The sequence below is a fragment of the Pseudomonas sp. Root329 genome (assembly GCF_001424925.1).
GTDB classification, from domain to species: Bacteria; Pseudomonadota; Gammaproteobacteria; order Pseudomonadales; family Pseudomonadaceae; genus Aquipseudomonas; species Aquipseudomonas arabinosi.
On the sequence record NZ_LMCV01000050.1, the window covers coordinates 1 to 21761 of the forward strand.

Here is a 21761-nt window from a genome sequence, read left to right on the forward strand (position 1 = left end):
CAGCAGCCTCTGTTGCTGTCAAGCGGTTATTTTCCGAAGTTTTCAAAGTTTCCTTTGCAACTTCAACCACTTGCGCTTTCGATCTCTCGTTAGCGGGAGGCGAATTCTACAGCGTTACTCGCTGCTGTCAACACCTCTTTTACACCGCTTTCGACCGAGAAGATCGAATCGTCAATCAAGCTAAACCACCCTGCGTGACCGACTCCTTCTGGGCTTCGATGACCTGAAGCAACTCGCTGTCGAAAACCTCGTAACTCATTGTTTACCAAGGAGTTTTCCGTTTCGACTGCGCCGGAAGTGGGGCGAATTATAGACTTCCAGAATCTGTCGTCAACACCTATCTTCATAATTCTGTCATATAGATAAAAACAGCCCCTAAACGCAAAGGCCGGCCCCAAGGGGCCGGCCTTCTTCCCTTCTACTTACAAGCTAGGGAATGCGAACTGCGAAGCTTCATGGCTCGCCCGCTGTGGCCAGCGCTGGGTAATGGCCTTGCGACGGGTGTAGAAACGCACGCCATCCGGACCATACGCATGCAAGTCGCCGAACAACGAGCGCTTCCAGCCGCCAAAGCTGTGATAAGCCACCGGTACCGGCAGCGGTACGTTGACGCCGACCATACCGACTTCGATCTCGTCGCAGAACAAACGCGCCGCTTCCCCATCACGGGTAAAGATGCAGGTACCGTTGCCATACTCGTGATCGTTGATCAGCTGCATCGCCTCTTCCAGGCTGTTAACCCGGACAACGCACAGCACCGGTCCGAAGATCTCTTCTTTATAGATACGCATCTCCGGCGTGACGTTGTCGAACAGGCAGCCACCCAGGAAGAAACCTTCCTCATGACCGGCCACGCTCAGACCACGACCATCCACCACCAAGGTCGCACCAGAAGAAACACCGTCTTCTATATAGCCACTGACTTTATCGCGAGCCTGACCGGAAACCAGCGGCCCCATGTCCAGACCGCATGAAGTACCGGCACCGATTTTCAGCGCCTTGATCTGCGGTACCAGTTTGGCCACCAGCGCATCCGCCACCTGGTCACCGACGCACACAGCCACCGAGATCGCCATGCAACGTTCACCGCAAGAACCATAAGCCGCGCCCATCAATGCGCTGACCGCGTTATCCAGATCCGCATCCGGCATCAGCACCGCATGGTTCTTCGCGCCACCCAGTGCCTGAACGCGTTTGCCGCGCTTGGTACCTTCGGCGTAGATGTACTCGGCAATCGGCGTCGAACCAACAAAGCTCAACGCTTTGACTTCTGGCGCTTCGATCAGCGCATCCACCGCAGCCTTGTCACCATGCACAACACTCAGCACACCTTTAGGCAGACCGGCTTCCAGCAACAATTGAGCGATCAACAGCGTGGAGCTTGGATCACGCTCGGACGGCTTGAGGATAAAGCAGTTGCCGCAGACGATCGCCAGCGGATACATCCACAGCGGCACCATGGCCGGGAAGTTGAACGGCGTAATACCGGCCACCACGCCCAACGGCTGGAAGTCCGACCAGGCATCAATGTTCGGACCGACGTTACGGCTGTATTCACCCTTGAGGATTTCCGGTGCTGCACAAGCGAACTCAACGTTCTCGATACCGCGCTTCAATTCACCGGCAGCATCTTCCAGCGTCTTGCCGTGCTCTTCGCTGATCAGCTGAGCGATACGCGCTTCGTTCTGTTCCAGCAGTTGCTTGAAGCGGAACATCACCTGCGCACGCTTGGCGGGCGGAGTGTTACGCCAGGCCGGGAACGCAGCCTTGGCCGAGTCGATGGCTTTTTGAATGGTTTCGCGGCTGGCCAACGGCAGCTTGTGGATCGCCTGGCCGGTAGACGGGTTGAACACATCGGCCGTGCGACCTTCTTCGGTAACCAGTTCGCCATTGATCAAATGCGGGATAAGGCTCATGCAGCACTCCTGAAAAGTTGTCCACAGGCGCCCTTCAAAGGGCGCCTCTATATAGAGGGGAGAATCAGTCGATCTTGTTCAGCACTTCGCCGACCGCGTCGAACAGACGATCAAGGTCTTGCGGCTTGCTGTTGAAGGTTGGGCCGAACTGCAGGGTGTCGCCGCCAAAGCGCACGTAGAACCCGGCTTTCCACAGGGCCATGCCGGCTTCGAACGGACGCACGATGGCGTCGCCGTCACGCGGCGCGATCTGGATTGCACCGGCCAGGCCGTAGTTACGAATATCGATGATGTTTTTCGAGCCCTTCAGACCGTGCAGCGCATTTTCGAAATGCGGCGCGACTTCGGCCACGCTCTGCACCAGGTTTTCCTTTTGCAGCAGATCGAGTGCTGCCAGGCCAGCAGCGCAAGCCACCGGGTGCGCGGAATAGGTGTAGCCGTGCGGGAATTCCACCGCGTACTCAGGAGTCGCCTGGTTCATGAAGGTCTGGTAGATCTCGGAGCTGGCAATCACCGCGCCCATCGGAATCGCGCCGTTAGTGACTTGCTTGGCGATGCACATCAGGTCCGGGGTGACGCCAAAGGTATCGGCACCGAACATTTTGCCGGTACGGCCGAAACCGGTGATCACTTCGTCGAACACCAGCAGGATGTTGTGCTGATCGCAGATTTCGCGCAGACGCTTGAGGTAGCCCTGCGGCGGAACAAGCACGCCAGCGGATCCGGCCAGTGGCTCGACGAATACGGCGGCGATGTTCGACGCATCGTGCAGCTCGATCAACTTCAGCAGCTCGTCGGCCAAAGCAATACCACCCAACTCCGGCATGCCACGGGAGTAGGCATTGCTCGCCAGCAGCGTGTGCGGCAGGTGATCGACGTCCATCATCGCCTGACCGAACATTTTGCGGTTGCCGTTCACGCCGCCGAGGCTGGTACCGGCGATGTTCACGCCGTGATAGCCACGTGCACGACCGATCATCTTGGTCTTGGTCGCCTGGCCTTTCAGACGCCAGTAAGCACGCACCATCTTCACCGCCGTGTCAGCGCACTCGGAGCCCGAGTCAGTGAAAAACACATGATTCAGATTGCCCGGGGTCAGGTCGGTGATTTTCTCAGCCAGCTGGAACGACAGCGGATGGCCGTATTGGAAGCCTGGCGAGTAATCGAGGGTGCCCAATTGCTTGGCGACCGCTTCCTGAATTTCCTTGCGGGTATGCCCGGCGCCGCAGGTCCACAAACCGGAGAGCGAGTCGTAAACCCTGCGGCCCTTGTCATCGATCAGCCAACTGCCTTCAGCCGCCACGATCAGTCGCGGATCGCGCTGGAAATTACGGTTGGCGGTGTAGGGCATCCAGTGAGCATCGAGCTTGAGCTGGCTGGCCAGGGAAGTCGGGTTGTTTTCAGGCAAGTTCATGGGCAAAACCTCGCAGGGCAATAAGCGGCATAGAGATCAAAAGCGTTCTTGCAGCTAAATTGCCACGGGGATAAAGTCTGTGAAATCCAACTCTTCTAACGTTCAGTCAGGTCATCACTAAACTATGAGCAGCCGTCGCCCCGATCCGCTGGCGCAAGTCAGTGACTTTGATATCCGCCTGCTTCGGATTTTTCGCAGTGTGGTGGAGTGCGGCGGCTTCTCGGCAGCGGAGTCGGTGCTGGGGATCGGTCGCTCGGCCATCAGCCAGCAAATGAGCGATCTGGAACAGCGCCTCGGTCTGCGTTTATGCCAACGGGGTCGCGCCGGGTTTTCCCTGACCGAGGAAGGTCGCGAGGTCTATCAATCGGCGTTGCAGCTATTGAGTGCGCTGGAAAGTTTTCGGACCGAGGTCAATGGCCTGCACCAACATTTGCGGGGCGAATTGACCATCGGCCTGACCGACAACCTGGTCACCCTGCCCCACATGCGCATCACCCACGCCTTGGCGCAATTGAAGGAACGCGGGCCGGACGTGCAGATTCAGATCCGCATGATCGCGCCCAATGAAGTCGAACAAGGCGTGCTCGACGGTCGATTGCATGTCGGCGTGGTGCCGCAAGCCAGCGCGCTGTCGGGGTTGGAATATCAGCCGCTCTATAGTGAACGCTCGCTGCTGTATTGCGCGGTCGGTCATCCGTTGTTTTATGTCGACGATAAACAACTGGATGACGAGCGCCTCAATAGCCAGGACGCCATCGCGCCGACCTTCCGTTTGCCTGCGGAAATCCAGGCCCATTACCAAGCGCTCAATTGCACCGCCAGTGCCTCGGACCGTGAAGGCATGGCGTTCCTGATCCTGACCGGACGCTTCATCGGCTACCTGCCGGACCACTACGCCAGCCTCTGGGTACAGCAAGGCCGGTTGCGTGCGCTGAAACCAAAGGTGCGTTTTTATGACCTGAGCCTTGCATCGGTCACACGCAAGGGCCGTCGCCCGCATTTGGTGCTGGAAAGCTTTTTGGAGAGTCTGGCTGCGACACGCTAGGTTTTATCGCGTCAGGACTTGTCTGATGCCGGTGGGTGCGCTATCAACGCACTGGTTGCACCCACTCACTTGCTCGGAAGTGCCTATGACCTTTGAAGTCCCCGCTCACGGCGGCAAACCTGCCAGCCGCATTCGTCAGAAGAACGAAGAGACCATCATCAAAGCCGCCGAAGACGAGTTCGCCCGTCACGGGTTCAAAGGCACCAGCATGAACACCATCGCCCTGAACGCCGGGTTGCCCAAGGCGAACCTGCATTACTACTTCACCAACAAACTCGGTTTGTACGTGGCGGTGTTGAGCAACATCCTCCAGTTGTGGGACAGCACCTTCAACACCCTGACCTTTGATGATGATCCGGCCGAAGCGCTGACGCGTTACATCCGCGCCAAGATGGAATTCTCCCGTCGTCAGCCGCAAGCCTCGCGGATCTTCGCGATGGAAGTGATCAGCGGCGGCGAATGCCTGACCGAATACTTCAACCAGGATTATCGCGCCTGGTTCCAGGGCCGGGCGGGCGTGTTCCAAGCGTGGATCGACGCCGGCAAAATGGACCCGGTCGACCCGGTGAACCTGATCTTCCTGTTGTGGGGCAGCACTCAGCATTACGCGGATTTCGCCACACAGATCTGCCGTGTCAGCGGGCGCACCAAGCTCACCAAGCAGGACATGGAAGACGCCGGCAACAACCTGATCCGCATCATTCTCAAGGGCTGCGGCCTGACGCCCACGATCTAAGACACTTATGCCTTTTACCCTCAGCGGTTTTTGCGAGTACCGCGAAGAGATTCGCAAAAGCCGCTTCATCACTTTCGCCGCGCCGATCAGCAGCCCTGCTGAAGCCCAGGCGTTCATCGAACAGCACAGCGATTTGAATGCCTCGCACAATTGCTGGGCCTGGAAACTTGGCGACCAATACCGCAGCACTGACGATGGCGAGCCCGGCGGCACCGCTGGCCGGCCGATTCTGGCGGCAATCGACGCGCAGGATTGCGATCAAGTCGCGGTGCTGGTGATTCGTTGGTATGGCGGCATTCAACTCGGCACCGGTGGCCTCGCCCGGGCGTATGGCGGCGGCGCCAACAAGTGCCTGCAAGCAGCGGCAAAGGTTGAACTGATCAGTCGGGTGCCGGTGAGTTGTGCCTGTGCTTTTGGTGAGTTGCCGCTGGTGAAGCTTCGGGTGGCGGAACTGGGTGGATTGGTTGTGGAAGAAACGTTCACGGCCAATGGTGTAGAACTGCAATTGGCGATCGGCGAAAGCCAGATAGACACCCTGCAAACGCAGCTGGCGGGCTTGAGCCGCGGACGCATTTTGTTGCAGCACTAATCGCACCAACAACGTTCACCGCCCTTTCGTCGTACCAGTGCATTTGCCCACATCTACTGTGCACCCGGCTGTGGATAACCTGAGCACACCCGGCTGTAACCCTTCTGTCATGCGGCTTTGCGGGCTTTGCTCACTTTTCGTCCAATCTGCCATCAAAAAAACTAAATCCACGCAAAAACAATCAGTTAGCGCGGTTTATCACCTTTAGAAGAAAGCCACACAGTGCTTATGCCCGAGCTTCGGGCTTGCGCACAAATACTGTGGAGCAATCTGTGGATAACCCGTTCATGGCTGTCGCCGCCCCATGTCCGGCATGGCTTGCCGCCGGTTGCTCGTTTTTTGACCAAACACCCTGGGCAAAACCGGAGCCTGATCAACGGCTTTGCCCTCAAGTGGTGCCTGGTTCGGGATCGACATAGGGCGAGGCGCCGTCCTCAAAGCCTTTATCTGTAACGCATTTGATTTTTTCTGACTCAATGGCCAGGAAATTGCTGTGTCCACCGGCATCACTTCAATCGACCCGAGCCTGTCATGCCTAACCCCGTGCCGATCCCCGATCCAACACCTCGTCTGCAACTGCGCAACATCAGCAAGCGCTACCCCGGTTGCCTGGCCAACGATGCTATCGACTTGAGCATAGCCCCTGGCGAAATCCATGCCCTGCTTGGCGAAAACGGCGCGGGTAAAAGTACGCTGATGAAGATCATCTACGGCGTCACCCACGCGGACTCGGGTGAGATGAACTGGCAAGGGCAACGCGTGACTCTGCGCAACCCGGCTCAGGCTCGTAGCCTCGGGATCGGCATGGTGTTCCAGCATTTCTCGCTGTTCGAGACGCTGAGCGTGGCGCAGAACATTGCCTTGGCGATGGGCGCGGCGGCTGGCACACCGAAACAGCTTGAGCCAAAAATTCGTGAAGTCTCCCGGCGCTACGGCATGGCGCTGGAGCCGGAGCGACTTGTCCACAGCCTGTCGATCGGCGAACGCCAGCGGGTGGAAATCATTCGATGCCTGATGCAGGACATCCGCCTGCTGATTCTCGATGAGCCGACCTCGGTGCTGACTCCACAGGAGGCCGACGAATTGTTCGTCACCTTGCGCCGACTGGCGGCCGAGGGATGCAGCATTCTGTTTATCAGCCACAAACTCGGTGAAGTTCGCGCGTTATGTCACAGCGCCACGGTGTTGCGCGGCGGTCGGGTGGCCGGGCATTGCGTGCCGGCCGAATGCTCGGATCGGCAACTGGCGCAGTTGATGGTGGGTGAAGCGGCAGAGTTGATTACCGATTATCCGAAGGTGATCGGCAGTGATGTCTTCTTGAGTGTGAGCGGATTGTCCTGGCACAACCCGGACCCGTTCGGATGCTCGCTGAATGACATCGAGCTTGAAGTGCGCAGCGGTGAAATCGTCGGCATCGCCGGTGTCGCGGGCAATGGTCAGGATGAGTTGCTGGCCCTGCTCAGCGGCGAAGAACCGCTCAGCCGCAACGACGGCGCAACGATCAGTTTCGCCGGGCAACCGGTGGCGCATTTGCGGCCGGATGCACGGCGCAAACTGGGCCTGGCCTTCGTCCCCGCTGAACGTCTGGGTCACGGCGCGGTGCCGGACTTGAGCCTGGCGGACAACGCCCTGCTCACCGCCTTTCAACAAGGGCTGGTCAGCAATGGGCTGATCCAGCGCGGCAAAGTCGAAGCGCTGGCCGAAGAAATCATCCGTCGCTTCGGGGTGAAGACGCCCGACACCCAGACACCGGCCCGGAGCCTGTCCGGCGGCAACTTGCAGAAATTCATCCTCGGCCGGGAAATCCTGCAGCAACCGAAACTGCTGGTGGCCGCGCACCCGACCTGGGGCGTGGACGTCGGCGCTGCCGCGACCATTCACCGGGCGCTGATTGCCTTGCGCGACGCCGGCGCGGCGATTCTGGTGATCTCCGAAGACCTCGACGAACTGTTCCAGATCAGCGACCGCCTCGGCGCCTTGTGCGGTGGTCGATTGTCACCGCTCAAGCCCACGGTCGACACCCGCCTGATCGATGTCGGCGGCTGGATGGCCGGCCAGTTCGACGCTCCTCAATTACGTGCAATGGTTTAACGGAGTTTCACATGCTGCTTTCTCTCGAACCCCGTGGCCAGCAATCGCAACTGATGTTGTGGTGCTCGCCGTTGCTGGCGGCTGTCCTGACGTTGGGCTGTGGCTCGCTGCTGTTTATCGCGCTGGGGCATGACCCGTTACTGACCTTGCACACCTTGCTCATCGCACCGATCAGCGACCTGTATGGCGTCTCCGAACTGCTGGTCAAAGCGCTGCCGATTTTGCTCTGCGCGTTGGGGCTGGCGGTGGCGTATCAAGCGCGAATCTGGAATATCGGCGCCGAAGGTCAGTTGCTGCTTGGCGCGCTGGCCGGCAGTGCGCTGGCGGTGAACATCATCGACATGCAAAGCCGCTGGGCGCTGGTGTTGATCCTGCTTGTCGGCACCCTGGCCGGTGCCGCGTGGGCCGGGCTGACGGCGTGGTTGCGTACGCGATTCAACGCCAACGAAATCCTCACCAGCATCATGCTCAATTACATCGCCCTGAACCTGTTGCTGTTCTGCGTACATGGGCCGTTGAAGGATCCGGCGGGGTTCAACTTTCCCGAATCAGCGATGTTCGGTGATGCCAGCCGTTTGCCGCTGCTGATGGAGGACGGGCGGGTCCACATGGGCGTGTATTTCGCCTTGCTCGCGTTGGTGGCGGTGTGGGTGTTGCTGCAGAAAAGCTTTATCGGGTTCCAGATCAAAGTGCTCGGGCTGGACAAGCGCGCAGCGGGGTTCGTCGGCTTTCGCGAGAAGCGGCTGATCTGGCTGGCGCTGTTGATCAGCGGAGGATTGGCGGGGCTGGCCGGCGTGTGTGAAGTCACCGGGCCGATCGGCCAACTGGTGCCGCAAGTCTCGCCGGGTTACGGCTATGCCGCGATCACCGTGGCGTTTCTCGGACGGTTGAATCCCATTGGCATCCTGTTTTCCAGCCTGCTGATGGCACTGCTGTACATCGGTGGAGAGAGCGCGCAGATGAGCATGAATCTGCCCCAGGCAATCACCCAATTGTTCCAGGGAATGATGTTGTTTTTCCTGCTGGCCAGTGACGTGCTGATTCTCTACCGACCGCGTTTGAACCTGCGCTGGTCCCGTCGCGCACAAGCCACCGCCGTACAAGCAGGAGCGCTGTGATGGATATCGATCTGCTGAGCAATATTTTCTACGCCATGGTCCGCTGTGGTACGCCGTTGCTGTTGGTGGCTTTAGGTGAATTGGTCTGCGAGAAGAGCGGCGTTCTGAACCTCGGTCAGGAAGGCATGATGCTGTTTGGTGCGGTGATCGGTTTTATCGTCGCGTTGAGCAGCGGCAACCTGTGGCTCGGCGTGTTGCTGGCGATGCTTGCCGGGATGCTGTTGTCGTCCCTGTTTGCGCTGGTGGCGCTGGTGTTCAACGCCAATCAGGTGGCCACCGGGTTGGCGCTGACGATCTTCGGCGTGGGCCTGTCGACCTTTGTCGGCGCGGCATGGGTCGGTAAACCGCTGGCGGGTTTCGAGCCGGTGGCGATTCCTTATTTGAGTGAAATCCCGCTGATCGGGCGGATGCTGTTTGCGCAGGATCTGTTGGTGTACCTGTCGTTCGCGCTGTTTGCGCTGGTGGCCTGGGTGATTGTTAAAAGTCGCGTAGGGCTAATCATTCAGGCGATCGGGGAAAATCCGGATGCGGCCAGTGCCATGGGCTTGCCGGTGTTGGGCGTGCGCACGCTGGCTGTACTGTTTGGTGGGGCGATGGCTGGATTGGCCGGGGCTTATTTGTCGCTGGCTTATACGCCGATGTGGGCGGAGAACATGAGCGCCGGCCGGGGCTGGATTGCCCTGGCACTGGTGGTGTTTGCCAGTTGGCGGGTGTGGCGGTTGCTGCTGGGGGCGTATCTGTTCGGGCTCGCCAGCATTCTGCATTTGGTGGCGCAGGGGTTGGGGCTGGCGATTCCATCGAGTCTGTTGGCGATGCTGCCGTATGTCGCGACCATTGTGGTGTTGGTGCTGCTGTCGCGAGATGCGCTGCGTACGCGGTTGTATGCGCCGGTGTCGCTGGGGAAACCGTGGCAGGCTGGGCATTAGGGGTTGGCCGGACGGGCCTATTCGCGAGCAAGCCCGCTCCCACATTTGGACCGAGTCGAGCCTGGATTTTGTGATCAACCCACATCTACTGTGGGAGCGGGCTTGCTCGCGAAAGCGCCCGAACAGGCAACACCTGAGCTACGCCCCACGCCAATTCAAAGAACAGGAAAATCGCCAACAAAGAGCTGGCGCCATGGAGCAAGGCATAGAGCTGCCAAGCCGAAAACAAAAACCGCCCCACCGCGTCATACCGCCCAAACACCTGCTGCGGATCCCGAATCCGTAGCACCGCCCACACGCAGACAATCGACCCCAGCAAATTGGCCATCAGCATGTGCATCGGCTCAAACGGCGGCAGCTCGCCAGACAAGTTGAACGCCTGACTCACACTCAACAAAACGCCATGCAACGCCGCAAAACTCCACGGCGTGACAAACGCCACCATGACGATCAAGTCATACCAGGCGCTACCCTTCACCAACCGGCGATATTGCGTTGAAGTCCACATCCGTCTTGCTCCGTAAACTCAGGGAGCAACAAGGCTAAAGCCTGGAGTATGCTCCAGGGTCAAGCCCTCTCGAGACGTCATGATGCGCATTGGTGAATTAGCCCAGGCCAGCGCCGTCAGCCGCGACACGCTGCGCTTCTACGAGCATCGCGGGTTGATTGCGGCACAACGCAGCGCCAACGGTTACCGCGACTATCCGGCGGACATGGTGCAACTGGTGCAGTACATCAAGACCGCTCAGCGATTGGGCTTTACCCTCGGCGAGATCGGCAACAGCGTCGCCGCGATATGGCAGTCGCCCGATCCGGACAGCGCCGTCACGCAATTGCTGCAAGACAAACTCAAACTGATCGAAACCCGAATGGAAGAACTCGGCGCGCTGCGTCAGGAGTTGCAGCAACGGCTCGGCCAGCGTTGTCCATTAAATCCGTGATCCTCATTTTTCAAGGAAGCCACTTATGTCTACGGCAAAAACCGCACTCATCATCGGCGCCTCCCGGGGCCTGGGCCTCGGTCTGGTGAAAACCCTGCTGGCCGACGGTTGGCAGGTTACCGCCACCGTGCGCAACCCGCAGAACGCCGAAGCCTTGCAGGCCTTGGGCAAGGTGCGGATCGAAAAACTCGATATGGACGATCAGCAGGCGGTCATCGCCCTGAGCCAGCAGCTCAAGGGCGAAGTGTTTGATCTGCTGTTCGTGAATGCCGGGGTCAAAGGCCCGGAAGTTCAGACGCCGGGCGGCGCGACGCTGGCCGAGGTCGGCCAACTGTTCTTCACCAATGCGGTGGCGCCGATCAATCTGGCCCAGCGTTTTGTCGGGCAGATTCGTGCGGACAGCGGCGTGCTGGCCTTCATGAGTTCGGTACTCGGTAGCGTGACCATGCCGGACGCGCCGGAGCTGGCGTTGTACAAGGCCAGTAAAGCGGCGCTGAACTCGATGACCAGCAGCTTCGTCACTCAGTTGGGTGAGCAGAAACTCACCGTGCTGTCGCTGCATCCGGGTTGGGTGAAAACCGACATGGGCGGTGAAGGCGCTGACATTGATGTGGAAACCAGCACGCGTGGGTTGGTCGATCAGGTGAATGCGCATACCGGCAAGGGCGGGCATCATTTTGTGAATTACAGGGGTGAAACCATTCCCTGGTAACACCTCCCACAGGGATTTGTGTTGTCCTGTCGGGCGAGGCTTGTCTGCCGAGCTTTTTTGATTGAAACTCCGCACCTCGTCCGCGCGACGACCCTGGATCAGCAGACAGGGTAATCACTGAGCTGGCTAACCTGAACCCAACTTTCAGAGGAGCCGGCCAACATGCCTGCGACCCGTACCTGGTTAAAAAATCCCCTCGCGATCTTCACTGCCAATGGCCTCGATGCCCGTGGCGGCCTGGTGCTGCAAGACGGTTTGATCGTCGAAGTGCTCGCCGCTGGCCAGCAACCATCCGCACCCTGTGGACACGTGTTCGATGCCCGCGAGCATGTGATCCTGCCGGGACTGATCAATACCCATCACCACTTCTATCAAACCCTGACCCGCGCCTGGGCGCCGGTGGTCAATCAGCCGTTGTTCCCGTGGCTGAAAACCCTCTACCCGGTCTGGGCCCGCCTCACCCCTGAAAAACTCGCCCTCGCCAGCAAAGTCGCGTTGGCCGAATTGCTGCTGTCTGGCTGCACCACCGCGGCCGATCACCATTACCTGTTTCCGCAAGGCCTGGAAAATGCGATCGACGTGCAGGTCGAAAGCGTCCGCGAACTGGGCATGCGTGCCATGCTGACGCGCGGTTCCATGAGCCTCGGTGAAAAGGACGGCGGCCTGCCACCGCAGCAGACCGTGCAGGAAGGCGAAGTCATCCTCGCCGACAGCCAACGCTTGATCGCCGAGTACCACGAACGTGGCGACGGTGCGCAAATCCAGATCGCCCTCGCGCCGTGCTCGCCGTTCTCGGTGACTCCGGAAATCATGTCCGCCAGCGCCGAACTGGCGAACAAACTCGACGTGCGCCTGCACACCCATCTGGCGGAAACCCTCGACGAAGAAGACTTCTGTCTGCAACGCTTCGGCTTGCGCACTGTGGATTACCTGGACAGCGTCGGCTGGCTCGGCCCGCGCACCTGGCTCGCTCATGGCATCCACTTCAACCCGGATGAAATCGCTCGCCTCGGCGCCGCCGGTACCGGTATTTGCCATTGCCCGAGTTCGAACATGCGCCTGGCTTCCGGCATCTGCCCGACGCTGGACCTAACCGCCGCCGGCGCGTTGCTGGGCTTGGGCGTGGACGGTTCGGCGTCCAACGATGCGTCGAACATGATGCTGGAAACCCGTCAGGCGCTGTACATTCAGCGGCTGCGTTATGGCGCCGAGAAGATCACCCCGGAACTGGTTCTGGGGTGGGCGACCAAGGGTTCCGCGAGTTTGCTCGGGCGTACCGATATCGGTGAACTGGCGGTGGGCAAGCAGGCGGATCTGGCGCTGTTCAAGCTGGATGAGCTGCGGTTCTCCGGCAGTCATGATCCGGTGTCGGCGTTGCTGCTGTGCGGCGCTGATCGGGCGGATCGGGTGATGGTCGGCGGCAAGTGGCGGGTGATCGATGGGCAGGTTGAAGGGCTGGATTTGAAGGGGTTGATTGCCGATCACAGCCAGGCGGCTCGGCAGCTAATCGCCGGCACCTAAGCCGACCACGATCTAATGTGGGAGCGGCGGTGCGACGATTCGACTTGCTCGCTCCCACATTTTTGATCCGGTTTCCACAGTGGTTTTGTGGTGATCCTAAAGACCGAGCAGCGACAACATAATGAATGTCGCAAACAACACAAAGTGGGTCATGCCTTCGATGGCATTGGTTTCGCCATCGTTGAGGTTGATCGCGCTGACGATCAGGGTGAGGAAGACCATCACGGTCTGCACCGGGGTCATCGCCATTTGAAACGGCTGGCCGGTATAGAGCGCCATCGCTTCCATCACCGGCACCGTCAGGATCACCGTCGACAGCGACGCGCCCATGGCGATGTTGACCACCGACTGCATGCGGTTGGCCAGAGCCGCCCGCAACGCCGTCAGAATCTCCGGCGCCGCCGAGATTGCCGCCACCAGGATCGCCGTGATCACTGGCGGTGCGCCCGTCCCTTCCAGGCCCAGGTCGAGGGTTTTGGACATCACTTCGGCCAAGGCGCCGATCACCACCACGCCGAACACCAATGTCCCGATACTCAGCGCCAGATTGATGGGTTCAGGTTCTTCCTCCGGGACTTTCTTTCGACGCTTTTCCGGATAGCTGTAGCTGAAGAAATAACTGTGCGGCCCGACCTGCATGCGCAGGAACAGGGCGTAGAGCACGATCATCGCGCCGATGGTGAAGCCTGAATAGAGTTTCCAGCTGGCCTCGGGAATGAACTCCGGCACCACCATGGACACACCCATGGCGGTGAGGATCATCACGCTGTAGCTACGGGCAGAGTCGTCGTTGTAGGACTGTTCGCCGTGCTTGAGCCCGCCCATCAACGCAGCGAGGCCGAGGATGCCGTTGATGTCGAGCATCACCGCCGAATAAATCGTGTCGCGTACCAGGGTCGGCGAGGCTTCGTTGCTCATCATGATCGCCAGGATCACCACTTCCACCAGCACGGCGGCCAGGGTCAGGATCATCGTGCCGTAAGGGTCACCGACTTTTTCTGCGAGCAGCTCGGCGTGATGGGCGACGCGCATGGAGGCAACGACGATGAACGCGATCAACACCAGGCCTGCGGTGAGCGCGATGGGCTGACCGCTGTGCAGCATCCAGTGCTCCAGCGGATAGGCGAAGACGGCGGCGAGCAGGGCCAGCAGCAGAAACTTTTCTTGCTTGAGGAGTATGAGCATTGCGGGCCTTTTTGCCGAGTGAAGCGAAACCAGGGTGATGAGCTACTGACTGTGGGGCGGCGCTAACGTTTCGTTACACCTTAGCGCACCAGTGGATGGCAGCCGTGCAAGGCCATGCACTTTTATCGGCCTTGCGGGCCTCTTCGCGAGCAAGCCCGCTCCCACATTGGATCGCATTCCCCTGTGGGAGCGGGCTTGCTCGCGAAGGCTTCACCACGGTTTCGGCGATTTTGTTGTCCTGTTGGTCAGCAACTTGCATTGGCCTTGCCAACCTCACAACAACATGGAGTTCGAATTCATGCACAAACGTCCGTTGAAGAAGCTGCTTTGCGCCGTTGCGGCGGCCATCGGTCTGAGCGCCAGCCTGACCGCCAGTGCCGCCGACCCGCTGAAAGTCGGCTTCGTCTACATCGGTCCGATTGGCGACCACGGCTGGACGTATCAGCATGAACAGGGGCGCAAGGCGCTGGCGGAAAAATTCGGCGACCAGATCACCACCAATTATGTGGAGAACGTTGCTGAAGGCGCCGACGCCGAGCGGGTGATCCGCAACATGGCCAAGGACAAGTACGACCTGATCTTCACCACGTCCTTCGGCTACATGAACCCGACCCTGAAAGTCGCCAAACAATTTCCCATGGTGACCTTCGAACACGCCACCGGCTACAAGCAGGACAAGAACCTCGGCACCTACCTGGCGCGCACCTATGAAGGTCGCTACGTCGGCGGTTTTCTCGCGGCGAAGATGACCAGGACCAAGAAGATCGGTTACGTCGCGTCCTTCCCGATCCCGGAAGTGATCCGCGACATCAACGCCATTCAACTGGCCCTGAACAAGTACAACCCCGGCACCGAGATCAAAGTGGTGTGGGTCAACTCCTGGTTCGATCCGGGCAAAGAAGCCGATGCCGCCAATGCGTTGATTGATCAGGGCGTGGATGTGGTGTTCCAGCACACCGACAGCCCGGCACCGATCCAGGCGGCTGAACGTCGCGGCGTGTATGCCGTGGGCTACGCTTCGGACATGGCGCACTTCGGGCCGAAAGCGGTGCTGACGTCCATCGTCAACGACTGGGGCCCGCACTACATTCAGGCGACCCAAAGCGTGCTCGACCACACGTGGAAGTCGCTGGATTACTGGGGTGGTTTGAAGGAAGGCACGGTTGAGTTGCCGATCAGCGATCTGGTGCCAGCGCCGGTGAAAGCCGAGGCAGAGCAGATCATTGCCGACATCAAGAGCGGTGCTTTCCACCCGTTCACCGGGCCGATCAAGGATCACGCAGGCGTCGAGAAAATCGCGGCGGGCGCGACGGCCAGCAATGCGGAACTGGCATCAATGAACTACTACGTTGAAGGCATGAAGGCCGACATTCCGAAGTAACTCCCAAGGCGAACACAAATCCCTGTGGGAGCGGGCTTGCTCGCGAAGGCGGTGAGTCAGTCAACAGAGATGTTGAATGTGCAGACCCCTTCGCGAGCAAGTCGAATCGTCGCACCGCCGCTCCCACATTGGACTTTCAGTGTTCTTAAGGACTGTGCATGAACCAACTTCCGATCATCGACGTAAGCCTGCTCTACAGCGATGACGCACATGCCTGGCAATCAATCGCCACGCAAATCGACCACGCCTGCCGCGAGTGGGGCTTTTTCTATATCAAGGGTCACCCAATCCCTTCTGCGCGCATTAATGCCGTGCTCGACCACGTCCAACGTTTCTTCGCCCTGCCCGCCGCCGAAAAACTCAAGATCGACATCACCCAAACCCGTCACCACCGCGGTTACGGCGCCATCGCCACCGAACAACTCGACCCGGGCAAACCCAGCGACCTGAAAGAAACCTTCGACATGGGCTTGTACCTGCCGGCCGATCACCCGCAAGTGCTGGCAGAAAAACCGCTGCGCGGCCCCAACCGTCATCCGTCGATGCCCGGCTGGGAGTCGCTGATGGAGCAGCACTACGTCGACATGCAGGCCTTGGCCCTAACCCTGCTACGGGCCATAACCGTGGCGCTGGGCATCAAGCGCGACTTTTTCGACACACGCTTCGTTGAGCCGGTCAGCGTGCTGCGGATGATTCATTACCCACCGCGCCACACCGCCAGTTCCGAAGAGCAGCAAGGCGCCGGCGCCCACACCGATTACGGCTGCATCACCCTGCTGTATCAGGATGCCGCCGGCGGCCTGCAAGTGCGAAACGTTAAAGGCGAGTGGATCGACGCGCCGCCGATCGACGACACGTTCGTGGTCAACCTCGGCGACATGATGGCGCGCTGGAGCAACGACCGTTACCTGTCGACGCCGCACAGGGTGATCAGCCCGCTGGGCGTGGACCGTTACTCGATGCCGTTCTTCGCCGAGCCGCACCCCGACACGGTCATCGAATGCCTACCCGGCTGTCAGGATGAACGGCACCCGGCACAGTATCCGGCCACCACCTGCGCCGAATTCCTGCTCTCGCGCTTCGCCGAGACCTACGCCTATCGACGGGAACAGGAAGCGCTGTGATGAACCGGCTGGTCAGGTTTTGCTAATTGTTTCCACGGGCATCTGTAGAATGCTCGCCATCTGCACCTGATGAGAAAAGACTATGTACGACTGGCTGAACGCCCTGCCCAAGGCAGAACTGCACCTGCACCTTGAGGGTTCGCTGGAGCCTGAGTTGCTGTTCGCCCTGGCCGAACGCAACAAGATCGCCCTGCCGTGGAGCGATGTCGAAACCCTGCGCAAGGCCTACGCCTTCAACAACCTGCAAGAGTTTCTCGACCTGTATTACCAGGGCGCCGACGTGTTGCGCACCTCTCAGGATTTCTACGACCTGACTTGGGCCTACCTGTTGCGTTGCAAGGCGCAGAACGTGATTCACACCGAACCGTTTTTCGACCCGCAGACCCACACCGACCGTGGCGTGCCGTTCGAAGTGGTACTCAACGGCATCGCCGCCGCGTTGAAGGATGGCGAGCAGCAACTGGGCATCACCAGCGGTTTGATCCTGAGCTTCCTGCGCCACTTGAGCGAAGAAGAAGCCGAGAAAACCCTCGACCAGGCGCTGCCGTTCCGTGATGCGTTTGTGGCTGTCGGTCTGGACAGTTCGGAAATGGGTCACCCGCCAAGCAAGTTCCAGCGCGTGTTTGATCGTGCCCGTCACGAAGGCTTCCTGACCGTCGCCCATGCCGGTGAAGAAGGCCCGCCCGAGTACATCTGGGAAGCCCTCGACTTGCTGAAAGTCCAGCGCATCGACCATGGCGTGCGCGCCATCGAAGACGAACGTTTGATGCAGCGGATCATCGACGAGCAGATCCCGTTGACTGTGTGCCCGTTGTCGAACACCAAGCTCTGCGTGTTCGATCACATGTCTCAGCACAACATTCTCGACATGCTCGAGCGTGGCGTGAAAGTGACCGTGAACTCGGATGACCCGGCGTACTTCGGCGGTTATGTCACCGAGAACTTCCACGCGTTGTACACCCATTTGGGCATGACCCAGGACCAGGCCAAGCGATTGGCGCAAAACAGCCTGGATGCACGGTTGGTAAAACCATAAGCCTCACCGCAATACCCATGTGGGAGCGGGCTTGCTCGCGAAGAGGGCGTGTCAGTCAACATTTATGTAGCTGACACACCGCCTTCGCGAGCAAGCCCGCTCCCACATTTACTCGGTGTTAACTGACGACCGTGGCTTCGCTCAACTCCTCCAGTGTCTTGCCCCGGGTCTCCATCCCGAACACCCACACCACCCCCGCCGCAATCGCAAAACACATCGCCCCCAGCGCAAACACCCCGCCCTGCCCGGTCATCGGGAACACCAGCCCGGTCACCATTGGCCCGAGCAACGAACCCACGCGGCCAATCGCCGAAGCGAAACCCGAGCCCGTGGCCCGCGCCGATGTCGGGTACAACTCCGGCGTGTAGGTGTAAAGCACCGCCCACATGCCGAACAGGAAAAACTGCATCAACAGCCCCGACGCAATCAACAGGCTGACGTTGCCGCCAAACACCGCGCTCTGACCATAGAGAAACGCCATCACCCCGCCGCCGAGTAACGTCACCACGCACACCGGTTTACGCCCCCAACGCTCCACCAGCCAGGCGGCCATCAGGAAACCGGGAATCCCGCCAAGGGAAATCAACACCGTGTAATACACCGACTGGGTCACGGCAAAACCCGACTGCTGCAGCAAGGCACTGAGCCAGGACGTCAGGCCATAGAACCCCAGCAAGGCAAAGAACCAGACGCTCCAGATCATCATCGTGCGCTGGCGGTACAGCGGCGACCAGATCTGCCGCAACGCGGAAAAGAAATGGCCGGGCGTACTCGCCACTCTCGGCAGGCGGATCGGCTCAGGCAGATCCGAACGTCCCAGAGATGTCCGGACCCGATCTTCGATGCGCAGCAAGACCTTGTCTGCCACGTCATGATGCCCGGCCTGTTCCAGCCAGCGCGGTGATTCGGGAATGAAAAAGCGAATCGCCAGGACAAACACCGCCGGCACCGCCAACACCAGGAAGATGTCCCGCCAGCCAATTACCGGCAGCAGGAAGTACGACAGTACCCCGGCAGCGACGAAGCCCAGCGGCCAGAAACCGTCCATCAACGCAATGTAGCGCCCGCGCCGTTTGGCAGGAATCAGCTCCGAGAGCATCGATTGAGCGATGGGAAACTCCATGCCCATGCCGATCCCCAACAGGATTCGAAACAACGTCAGCGTTTCGACGTTCTGCGCCGTGGAGCACAGATAACTGGCGATCCCCCACAACACGATGCTCCACTGGAACACCGGTTTGCGCCCGAAGCGGTCGGCCAGCATGCCGGACAGCGACGCCCCCACAACCATGCCGAAAAAGCTCGAACTGGCCAGCAACCCGGCCTGTGCCGTGCTCAGGCCAAACTCGGTTTTGATCGAGCCGAGCAGGAAAGTCATCATCGCCAGGTCCATGGAGTCGAAGAAAAACGCCAGGGCAATGATGATGAAAATGATCCGGTGATAACCGCTGATGGGCAGCCGTTCCAGTCGTTCTGCCGCGCTGAAGCCTCGAGTTTCCATGCCACATTCCCCCAATCCGAAAGTCCCCGGACGAGTGTGCGCGATAGCTGCTGGGGGTTACTGCTGGATGCGACCTGTTCGCAGCTCTGAACGACGCCCGAAGCTTCGAACGTCGATCTCGATGCGTCTACAACGCCATTTCCAGCTCGGTTTCTTTGGCGAATCGATGGATTTCACGCTGCCCCGCAGCGGTGATCTGCAAGGATCGAGAATCGTTGGGCAGGCTCAACCAACCTGACTGCATGAACAATTGCAGCAACGCCGCACCCAGTGATCCGCCCATGTGCGGGCGTCTTTCGCTCCAGTCCGGACAAGCGCAGGCGACCCGGCTGTTGCGATGAGCCAGCGCCTGGATGAACACCCCCCGCGTCGCCAATTGCGTGGCGCCCTTGTGGGTGATCATGACCCGCTGATCGAACTGTTCGATCCAGCCCGCATCCAGCAGACGCTGGTAAAGATCGGCGGCAAGAGTGCCGCCCAAATGGTCGTCGCAAAGCCTGGCGCGCAAGAGTGACGAAGGCGCCGTCTGAGGTTTGGCGAGGGGGGGCGTGCGCTTGAAAACGTCCGGGACTTCCCGAGGCGTGCTGGCCAGGGTGGCGCTGGCCAGTGCCTCTATCGCCGCACCCACTTCAGGCGCGGCAAGACGGAAGAACCGCTTGCGGCCGCGGAACTCGACTTTCAACAGACCTCCGGCGGACAAACGCCCCAGATGCGCACTGGCCGAAGACGGTGACAGGCCGGCCAACAAGGCCAGCTCTTCGGTTTGCCGCGCCGAGCCGTCCATCAAGGCCCACATCATTGCGCTGCGCTTTGGGTCAGCCAGCAACGTGGCGATCTGGCTGATGCAAGGTGCATGTTCCATGTATTCACTCCCTGTTGAATCGTTTCGTCTACTGCTCAGAGACATCTTGACCAGTAATGTGTCGTCGGCCAAGGCGTGGAAACCGCCATAACCCGGGCAAAGCCGGTCAATCGCACAGGCCATTGCTTCGCAGGTTTCGCAAAGCCGCGGCGATTGACCATGGGCCTGGCTGACTCGGACGTGGACTCGCCATGGCGAGATCGACGGTGCGTACATGAGGCGAGCGCTAGTATATGCGGGTTAACCGCCGGTTCCTGCCCTTGGGAAACCATTGGTGGTGATAGTTCCTGAGTGAAATTTCGCTATTTGCCTGCGACTAATGATCGGCACCCGATAACGTCGGAAATTGGCTACTCAACCGGGCGCATCGGCTGGCGAGCATTTCCCGCAAAAGGTTCACCGGCTTACTCAATTGTGCGCGATGGGCGCACAGCAAATTCAGCGGTGCGCGCTCACAGAGCAGTTCCGGCATGAGCACTTTCAATCGACCGGCCAGCACATCGGCCGCGACATCGAGCCAGGATTTGTAGGCGACCCCGGCACCTGCCACGGCCCACAGCCGCACGACATCGGCATCATCGCTGAAACGATCGCCGCTGACGGTCAGGCTGACCTCGCGTTTGCCGTCGTGAAAACTCCAATGGTCGTGGACCCGGCTGCCGAGCATGAACAGCAGGCAGTTGTGCTGAGCCAGTTGCTCCAGTTGCCGTGGCTCGCCATGCCGGGCCAGGTAACTCGGGGCGGCACAGAGCACGCGGCGATTCTGCGGAGCAATGGGCAGCGCCACCAGGCTTGAGTCTTCCGGCTCGCCGTACCGCAGGGCGATGTCCACCGGTTGGCGGAACAGGTCGGCGATGCGGTCGCCCAACAGCAAACGCACCGTAAGCTTCGGATGCTCTCGCTGAAACTCGTCCAGCCAGGGCAGCAGCAGGTTGCGGCCAAAGTCCGAAGGCGCCGACAGCTGCAAAATACCGCTGACCTGGTCCTGGCCGCTGGCCAATAAACGGCGGCCCTCATCGAGATTGCTCAAGGCAGCCCGAGCGTATTCGAGAAATCCCTCGCCTTCAGCGGTCAGCCGCAGGCTACGAGTAGAACGGGCGAGCAGCCGGGCGCCGAGCTGTTGTTCGATGCGTTTCAACGCCGCACTGGCCACCGCGGCCGACATGTCCATCCCCCGCGCCGCCGCTGACAGACTGCCCAGGTCCGCCGCCCGGACAAACAACTGCAAGTCATCGAAACGCAGCATTGTTCAGCCTCAATTATCAAAAAAATATTGAAAGAGACTGCTCTTTTAGCGGGTTTTATCTTGAAGAGAAATAGCCAATCATCCGTCCCATCGAATTCATCCCGTTCCCGGAGCCGAACATGTCCCAGCCTTTTACCGCTATCGCCACCCTCATCGCCAAAGCCGGCCAGCAGGACGCCCTTGAACAACATCTGCGAGCGCTGCTGGAACCGACCCGCGCCGAGGCCGGTTGCGGTCAATACGATTTGCACCAGGACCTCGCCAATCCTCATGCCTTCTACATGATCGAAAAATGGAGCAGCGACGAAGCCCTGCAAGCCCATGACGCCAGCGCGCATGTCCAGAACTTCCGCGCCAAGGCTGGCGACTTTCTCGAACATTTCGACCTCAAGCGCCTGCGCGCCATCGTCTGATTTC

20 protein-coding genes and 1 pseudogene are annotated in these 21761 nt (G+C 59.8%); 14 read left to right on the forward strand and 7 right to left on the reverse strand.

The features are described 5' to 3' along the window. Positions 1-227: pseudogene (locus tag ASC74_RS32330) on the forward strand (hypothetical protein); the annotation flags it as partial. Between the two features lie 195 nt (positions 228-422). On the opposite strand, the gene ASC74_RS28660 reads toward ASC74_RS32330, so the two are convergent. Both ASC74_RS28660 and ASC74_RS28665 read right to left on the reverse strand, forming a co-directional pair. Then, complete coding sequence (locus tag ASC74_RS28660; RefSeq protein WP_056746113.1) at positions 423-1916, reverse strand: CoA-acylating methylmalonate-semialdehyde dehydrogenase; 1494 nt, start codon at positions 1914-1916, stop codon at positions 423-425. Between the two features lie 64 nt (positions 1917-1980). Beyond that, positions 1981-3330, reverse strand: coding sequence for an aspartate aminotransferase family protein (locus ASC74_RS28665; RefSeq protein WP_056746115.1), 1350 nt, complete (start codon positions 3328-3330; stop codon positions 1981-1983). A 124-nt stretch (positions 3331-3454) separates the two neighbouring features. Between ASC74_RS28665 and ASC74_RS28670 the strand changes: the two genes are divergently transcribed. The 6 genes from ASC74_RS28670 (at position 3455) to ASC74_RS28695 (ending at position 9835) form a co-directional block, all read left to right on the forward strand. Then, on the forward strand, positions 3455-4375 hold the full coding sequence (locus ASC74_RS28670) for a LysR family transcriptional regulator (protein WP_056746118.1): 921 nt from the start codon (positions 3455-3457) through the stop codon (positions 4373-4375). 85 nt (positions 4376-4460) lie between these two features. Beyond that, on the forward strand, positions 4461-5111 hold the full coding sequence (locus ASC74_RS28675; protein ID WP_056746120.1) for a TetR/AcrR family transcriptional regulator: 651 nt from the start codon (positions 4461-4463) through the stop codon (positions 5109-5111). A 7-nt stretch (positions 5112-5118) separates the two neighbouring features. After that, the gene (locus tag ASC74_RS28680; RefSeq protein ID WP_056746121.1) at positions 5119-5700 is read left to right on the forward strand and encodes an IMPACT family protein; all 582 of its coding nucleotides are present in this window, start codon (positions 5119-5121) and stop codon (positions 5698-5700) included. A 531-nt stretch (positions 5701-6231) separates the two neighbouring features. Then, complete coding sequence (locus ASC74_RS28685) at positions 6232-7791, forward strand: ABC transporter ATP-binding protein (protein ID WP_056746122.1); 1560 nt, start codon at positions 6232-6234, stop codon at positions 7789-7791. A gap of 11 nt (positions 7792-7802) precedes the next feature. Further along, on the forward strand, positions 7803-8909 hold the full coding sequence (locus tag ASC74_RS28690) for an ABC transporter permease (RefSeq protein WP_056746124.1): 1107 nt from the start codon (positions 7803-7805) through the stop codon (positions 8907-8909). Next, a complete protein-coding gene (locus tag ASC74_RS28695) occupies positions 8909-9835 on the forward strand; it encodes an ABC transporter permease (RefSeq protein ID WP_056746126.1) in 927 nt (308 codons plus the stop codon). Before ASC74_RS28690 ends, ASC74_RS28695 begins: the two co-directional genes overlap by 1 nt. Before the next feature lie 85 nt (positions 9836-9920). Here ASC74_RS28695 and ASC74_RS28700 read toward each other — a convergent pair whose 3' ends face one another. After that, positions 9921-10343 (reverse strand): hypothetical protein, encoded by a 423-nt coding sequence (locus tag ASC74_RS28700; RefSeq protein WP_056746127.1) that lies wholly within the window; start codon positions 10341-10343, stop codon positions 9921-9923. A gap of 82 nt (positions 10344-10425) precedes the next feature. On the opposite strand from ASC74_RS28700, the gene ASC74_RS28705 reads away from it, so the two are divergent. From ASC74_RS28705 to ASC74_RS28715, 3 genes are all read left to right on the forward strand, one after another. Further along, positions 10426-10776, forward strand: a complete 351-nt coding sequence (locus ASC74_RS28705) for a MerR family transcriptional regulator (RefSeq protein ID WP_056746497.1) — start codon at positions 10426-10428, stop codon at positions 10774-10776. A 25-nt stretch (positions 10777-10801) separates the two neighbouring features. Further along, the gene (locus ASC74_RS28710; RefSeq protein WP_056746131.1) at positions 10802-11488 is read left to right on the forward strand and encodes an SDR family oxidoreductase; all 687 of its coding nucleotides are present in this window, start codon (positions 10802-10804) and stop codon (positions 11486-11488) included. 162 nt (positions 11489-11650) lie between these two features. After that, positions 11651-13009 carry an 8-oxoguanine deaminase gene (locus tag ASC74_RS28715; RefSeq protein ID WP_056746134.1) on the forward strand — a complete coding sequence of 453 codons (1359 nt, stop codon included), beginning with the start codon at positions 11651-11653 and terminating at the stop codon, positions 13007-13009. Positions 13010-13105: 96 nt separating this feature from the next. Here the strand turns inward: ASC74_RS28715 and ASC74_RS28720 are convergent, their stop codons facing one another. Beyond that, positions 13106-14194 (reverse strand): calcium:proton antiporter, encoded by a 1089-nt coding sequence (locus ASC74_RS28720; protein WP_056746136.1) that lies wholly within the window; start codon positions 14192-14194, stop codon positions 13106-13108. Between the two features lie 298 nt (positions 14195-14492). Between ASC74_RS28720 and ASC74_RS28725 the strand changes: the two genes are divergently transcribed. The 3 genes from ASC74_RS28725 to ASC74_RS28735 all read left to right on the forward strand — a co-directional run bounded on the left by ASC74_RS28725 (position 14493) and on the right by ASC74_RS28735 (position 17735). Then, positions 14493-15575, forward strand: coding sequence for a BMP family ABC transporter substrate-binding protein (locus tag ASC74_RS28725; protein WP_056746138.1), 1083 nt, complete (start codon positions 14493-14495; stop codon positions 15573-15575). A 158-nt stretch (positions 15576-15733) separates the two neighbouring features. After that, entirely contained in the window at positions 15734-16699 is a 966-nt protein-coding gene (locus ASC74_RS28730) for a 2-oxoglutarate and iron-dependent oxygenase domain-containing protein (protein WP_056746140.1), read from the forward strand. Between the two features lie 82 nt (positions 16700-16781). After that, the gene (locus ASC74_RS28735; protein WP_056746142.1) at positions 16782-17735 is read left to right on the forward strand and encodes an adenosine deaminase; all 954 of its coding nucleotides are present in this window, start codon (positions 16782-16784) and stop codon (positions 17733-17735) included. 118 nt (positions 17736-17853) lie between these two features. Here the strand turns inward: ASC74_RS28735 and ASC74_RS28740 are convergent, their stop codons facing one another. From ASC74_RS28740 to ASC74_RS28750, 3 genes are all read right to left on the reverse strand, one after another. Next, complete coding sequence (locus tag ASC74_RS28740; RefSeq protein WP_056746144.1) at positions 17854-19236, reverse strand: MFS transporter; 1383 nt, start codon at positions 19234-19236, stop codon at positions 17854-17856. A gap of 127 nt (positions 19237-19363) precedes the next feature. Further along, complete coding sequence (locus ASC74_RS28745; protein ID WP_056746146.1) at positions 19364-20098, reverse strand: ArsR/SmtB family transcription factor; 735 nt, start codon at positions 20096-20098, stop codon at positions 19364-19366. A 316-nt stretch (positions 20099-20414) separates the two neighbouring features. Next, positions 20415-21344, reverse strand: coding sequence for a LysR family transcriptional regulator (locus ASC74_RS28750; protein ID WP_056746148.1), 930 nt, complete (start codon positions 21342-21344; stop codon positions 20415-20417). Between the two features lie 119 nt (positions 21345-21463). Between ASC74_RS28750 and ASC74_RS28755 the strand changes: the two genes are divergently transcribed. After that, positions 21464-21757, forward strand: a complete 294-nt coding sequence (locus ASC74_RS28755; RefSeq protein ID WP_056746150.1) for a putative quinol monooxygenase — start codon at positions 21464-21466, stop codon at positions 21755-21757. Positions 21758-21761: the final 4 nt, after the last annotated feature.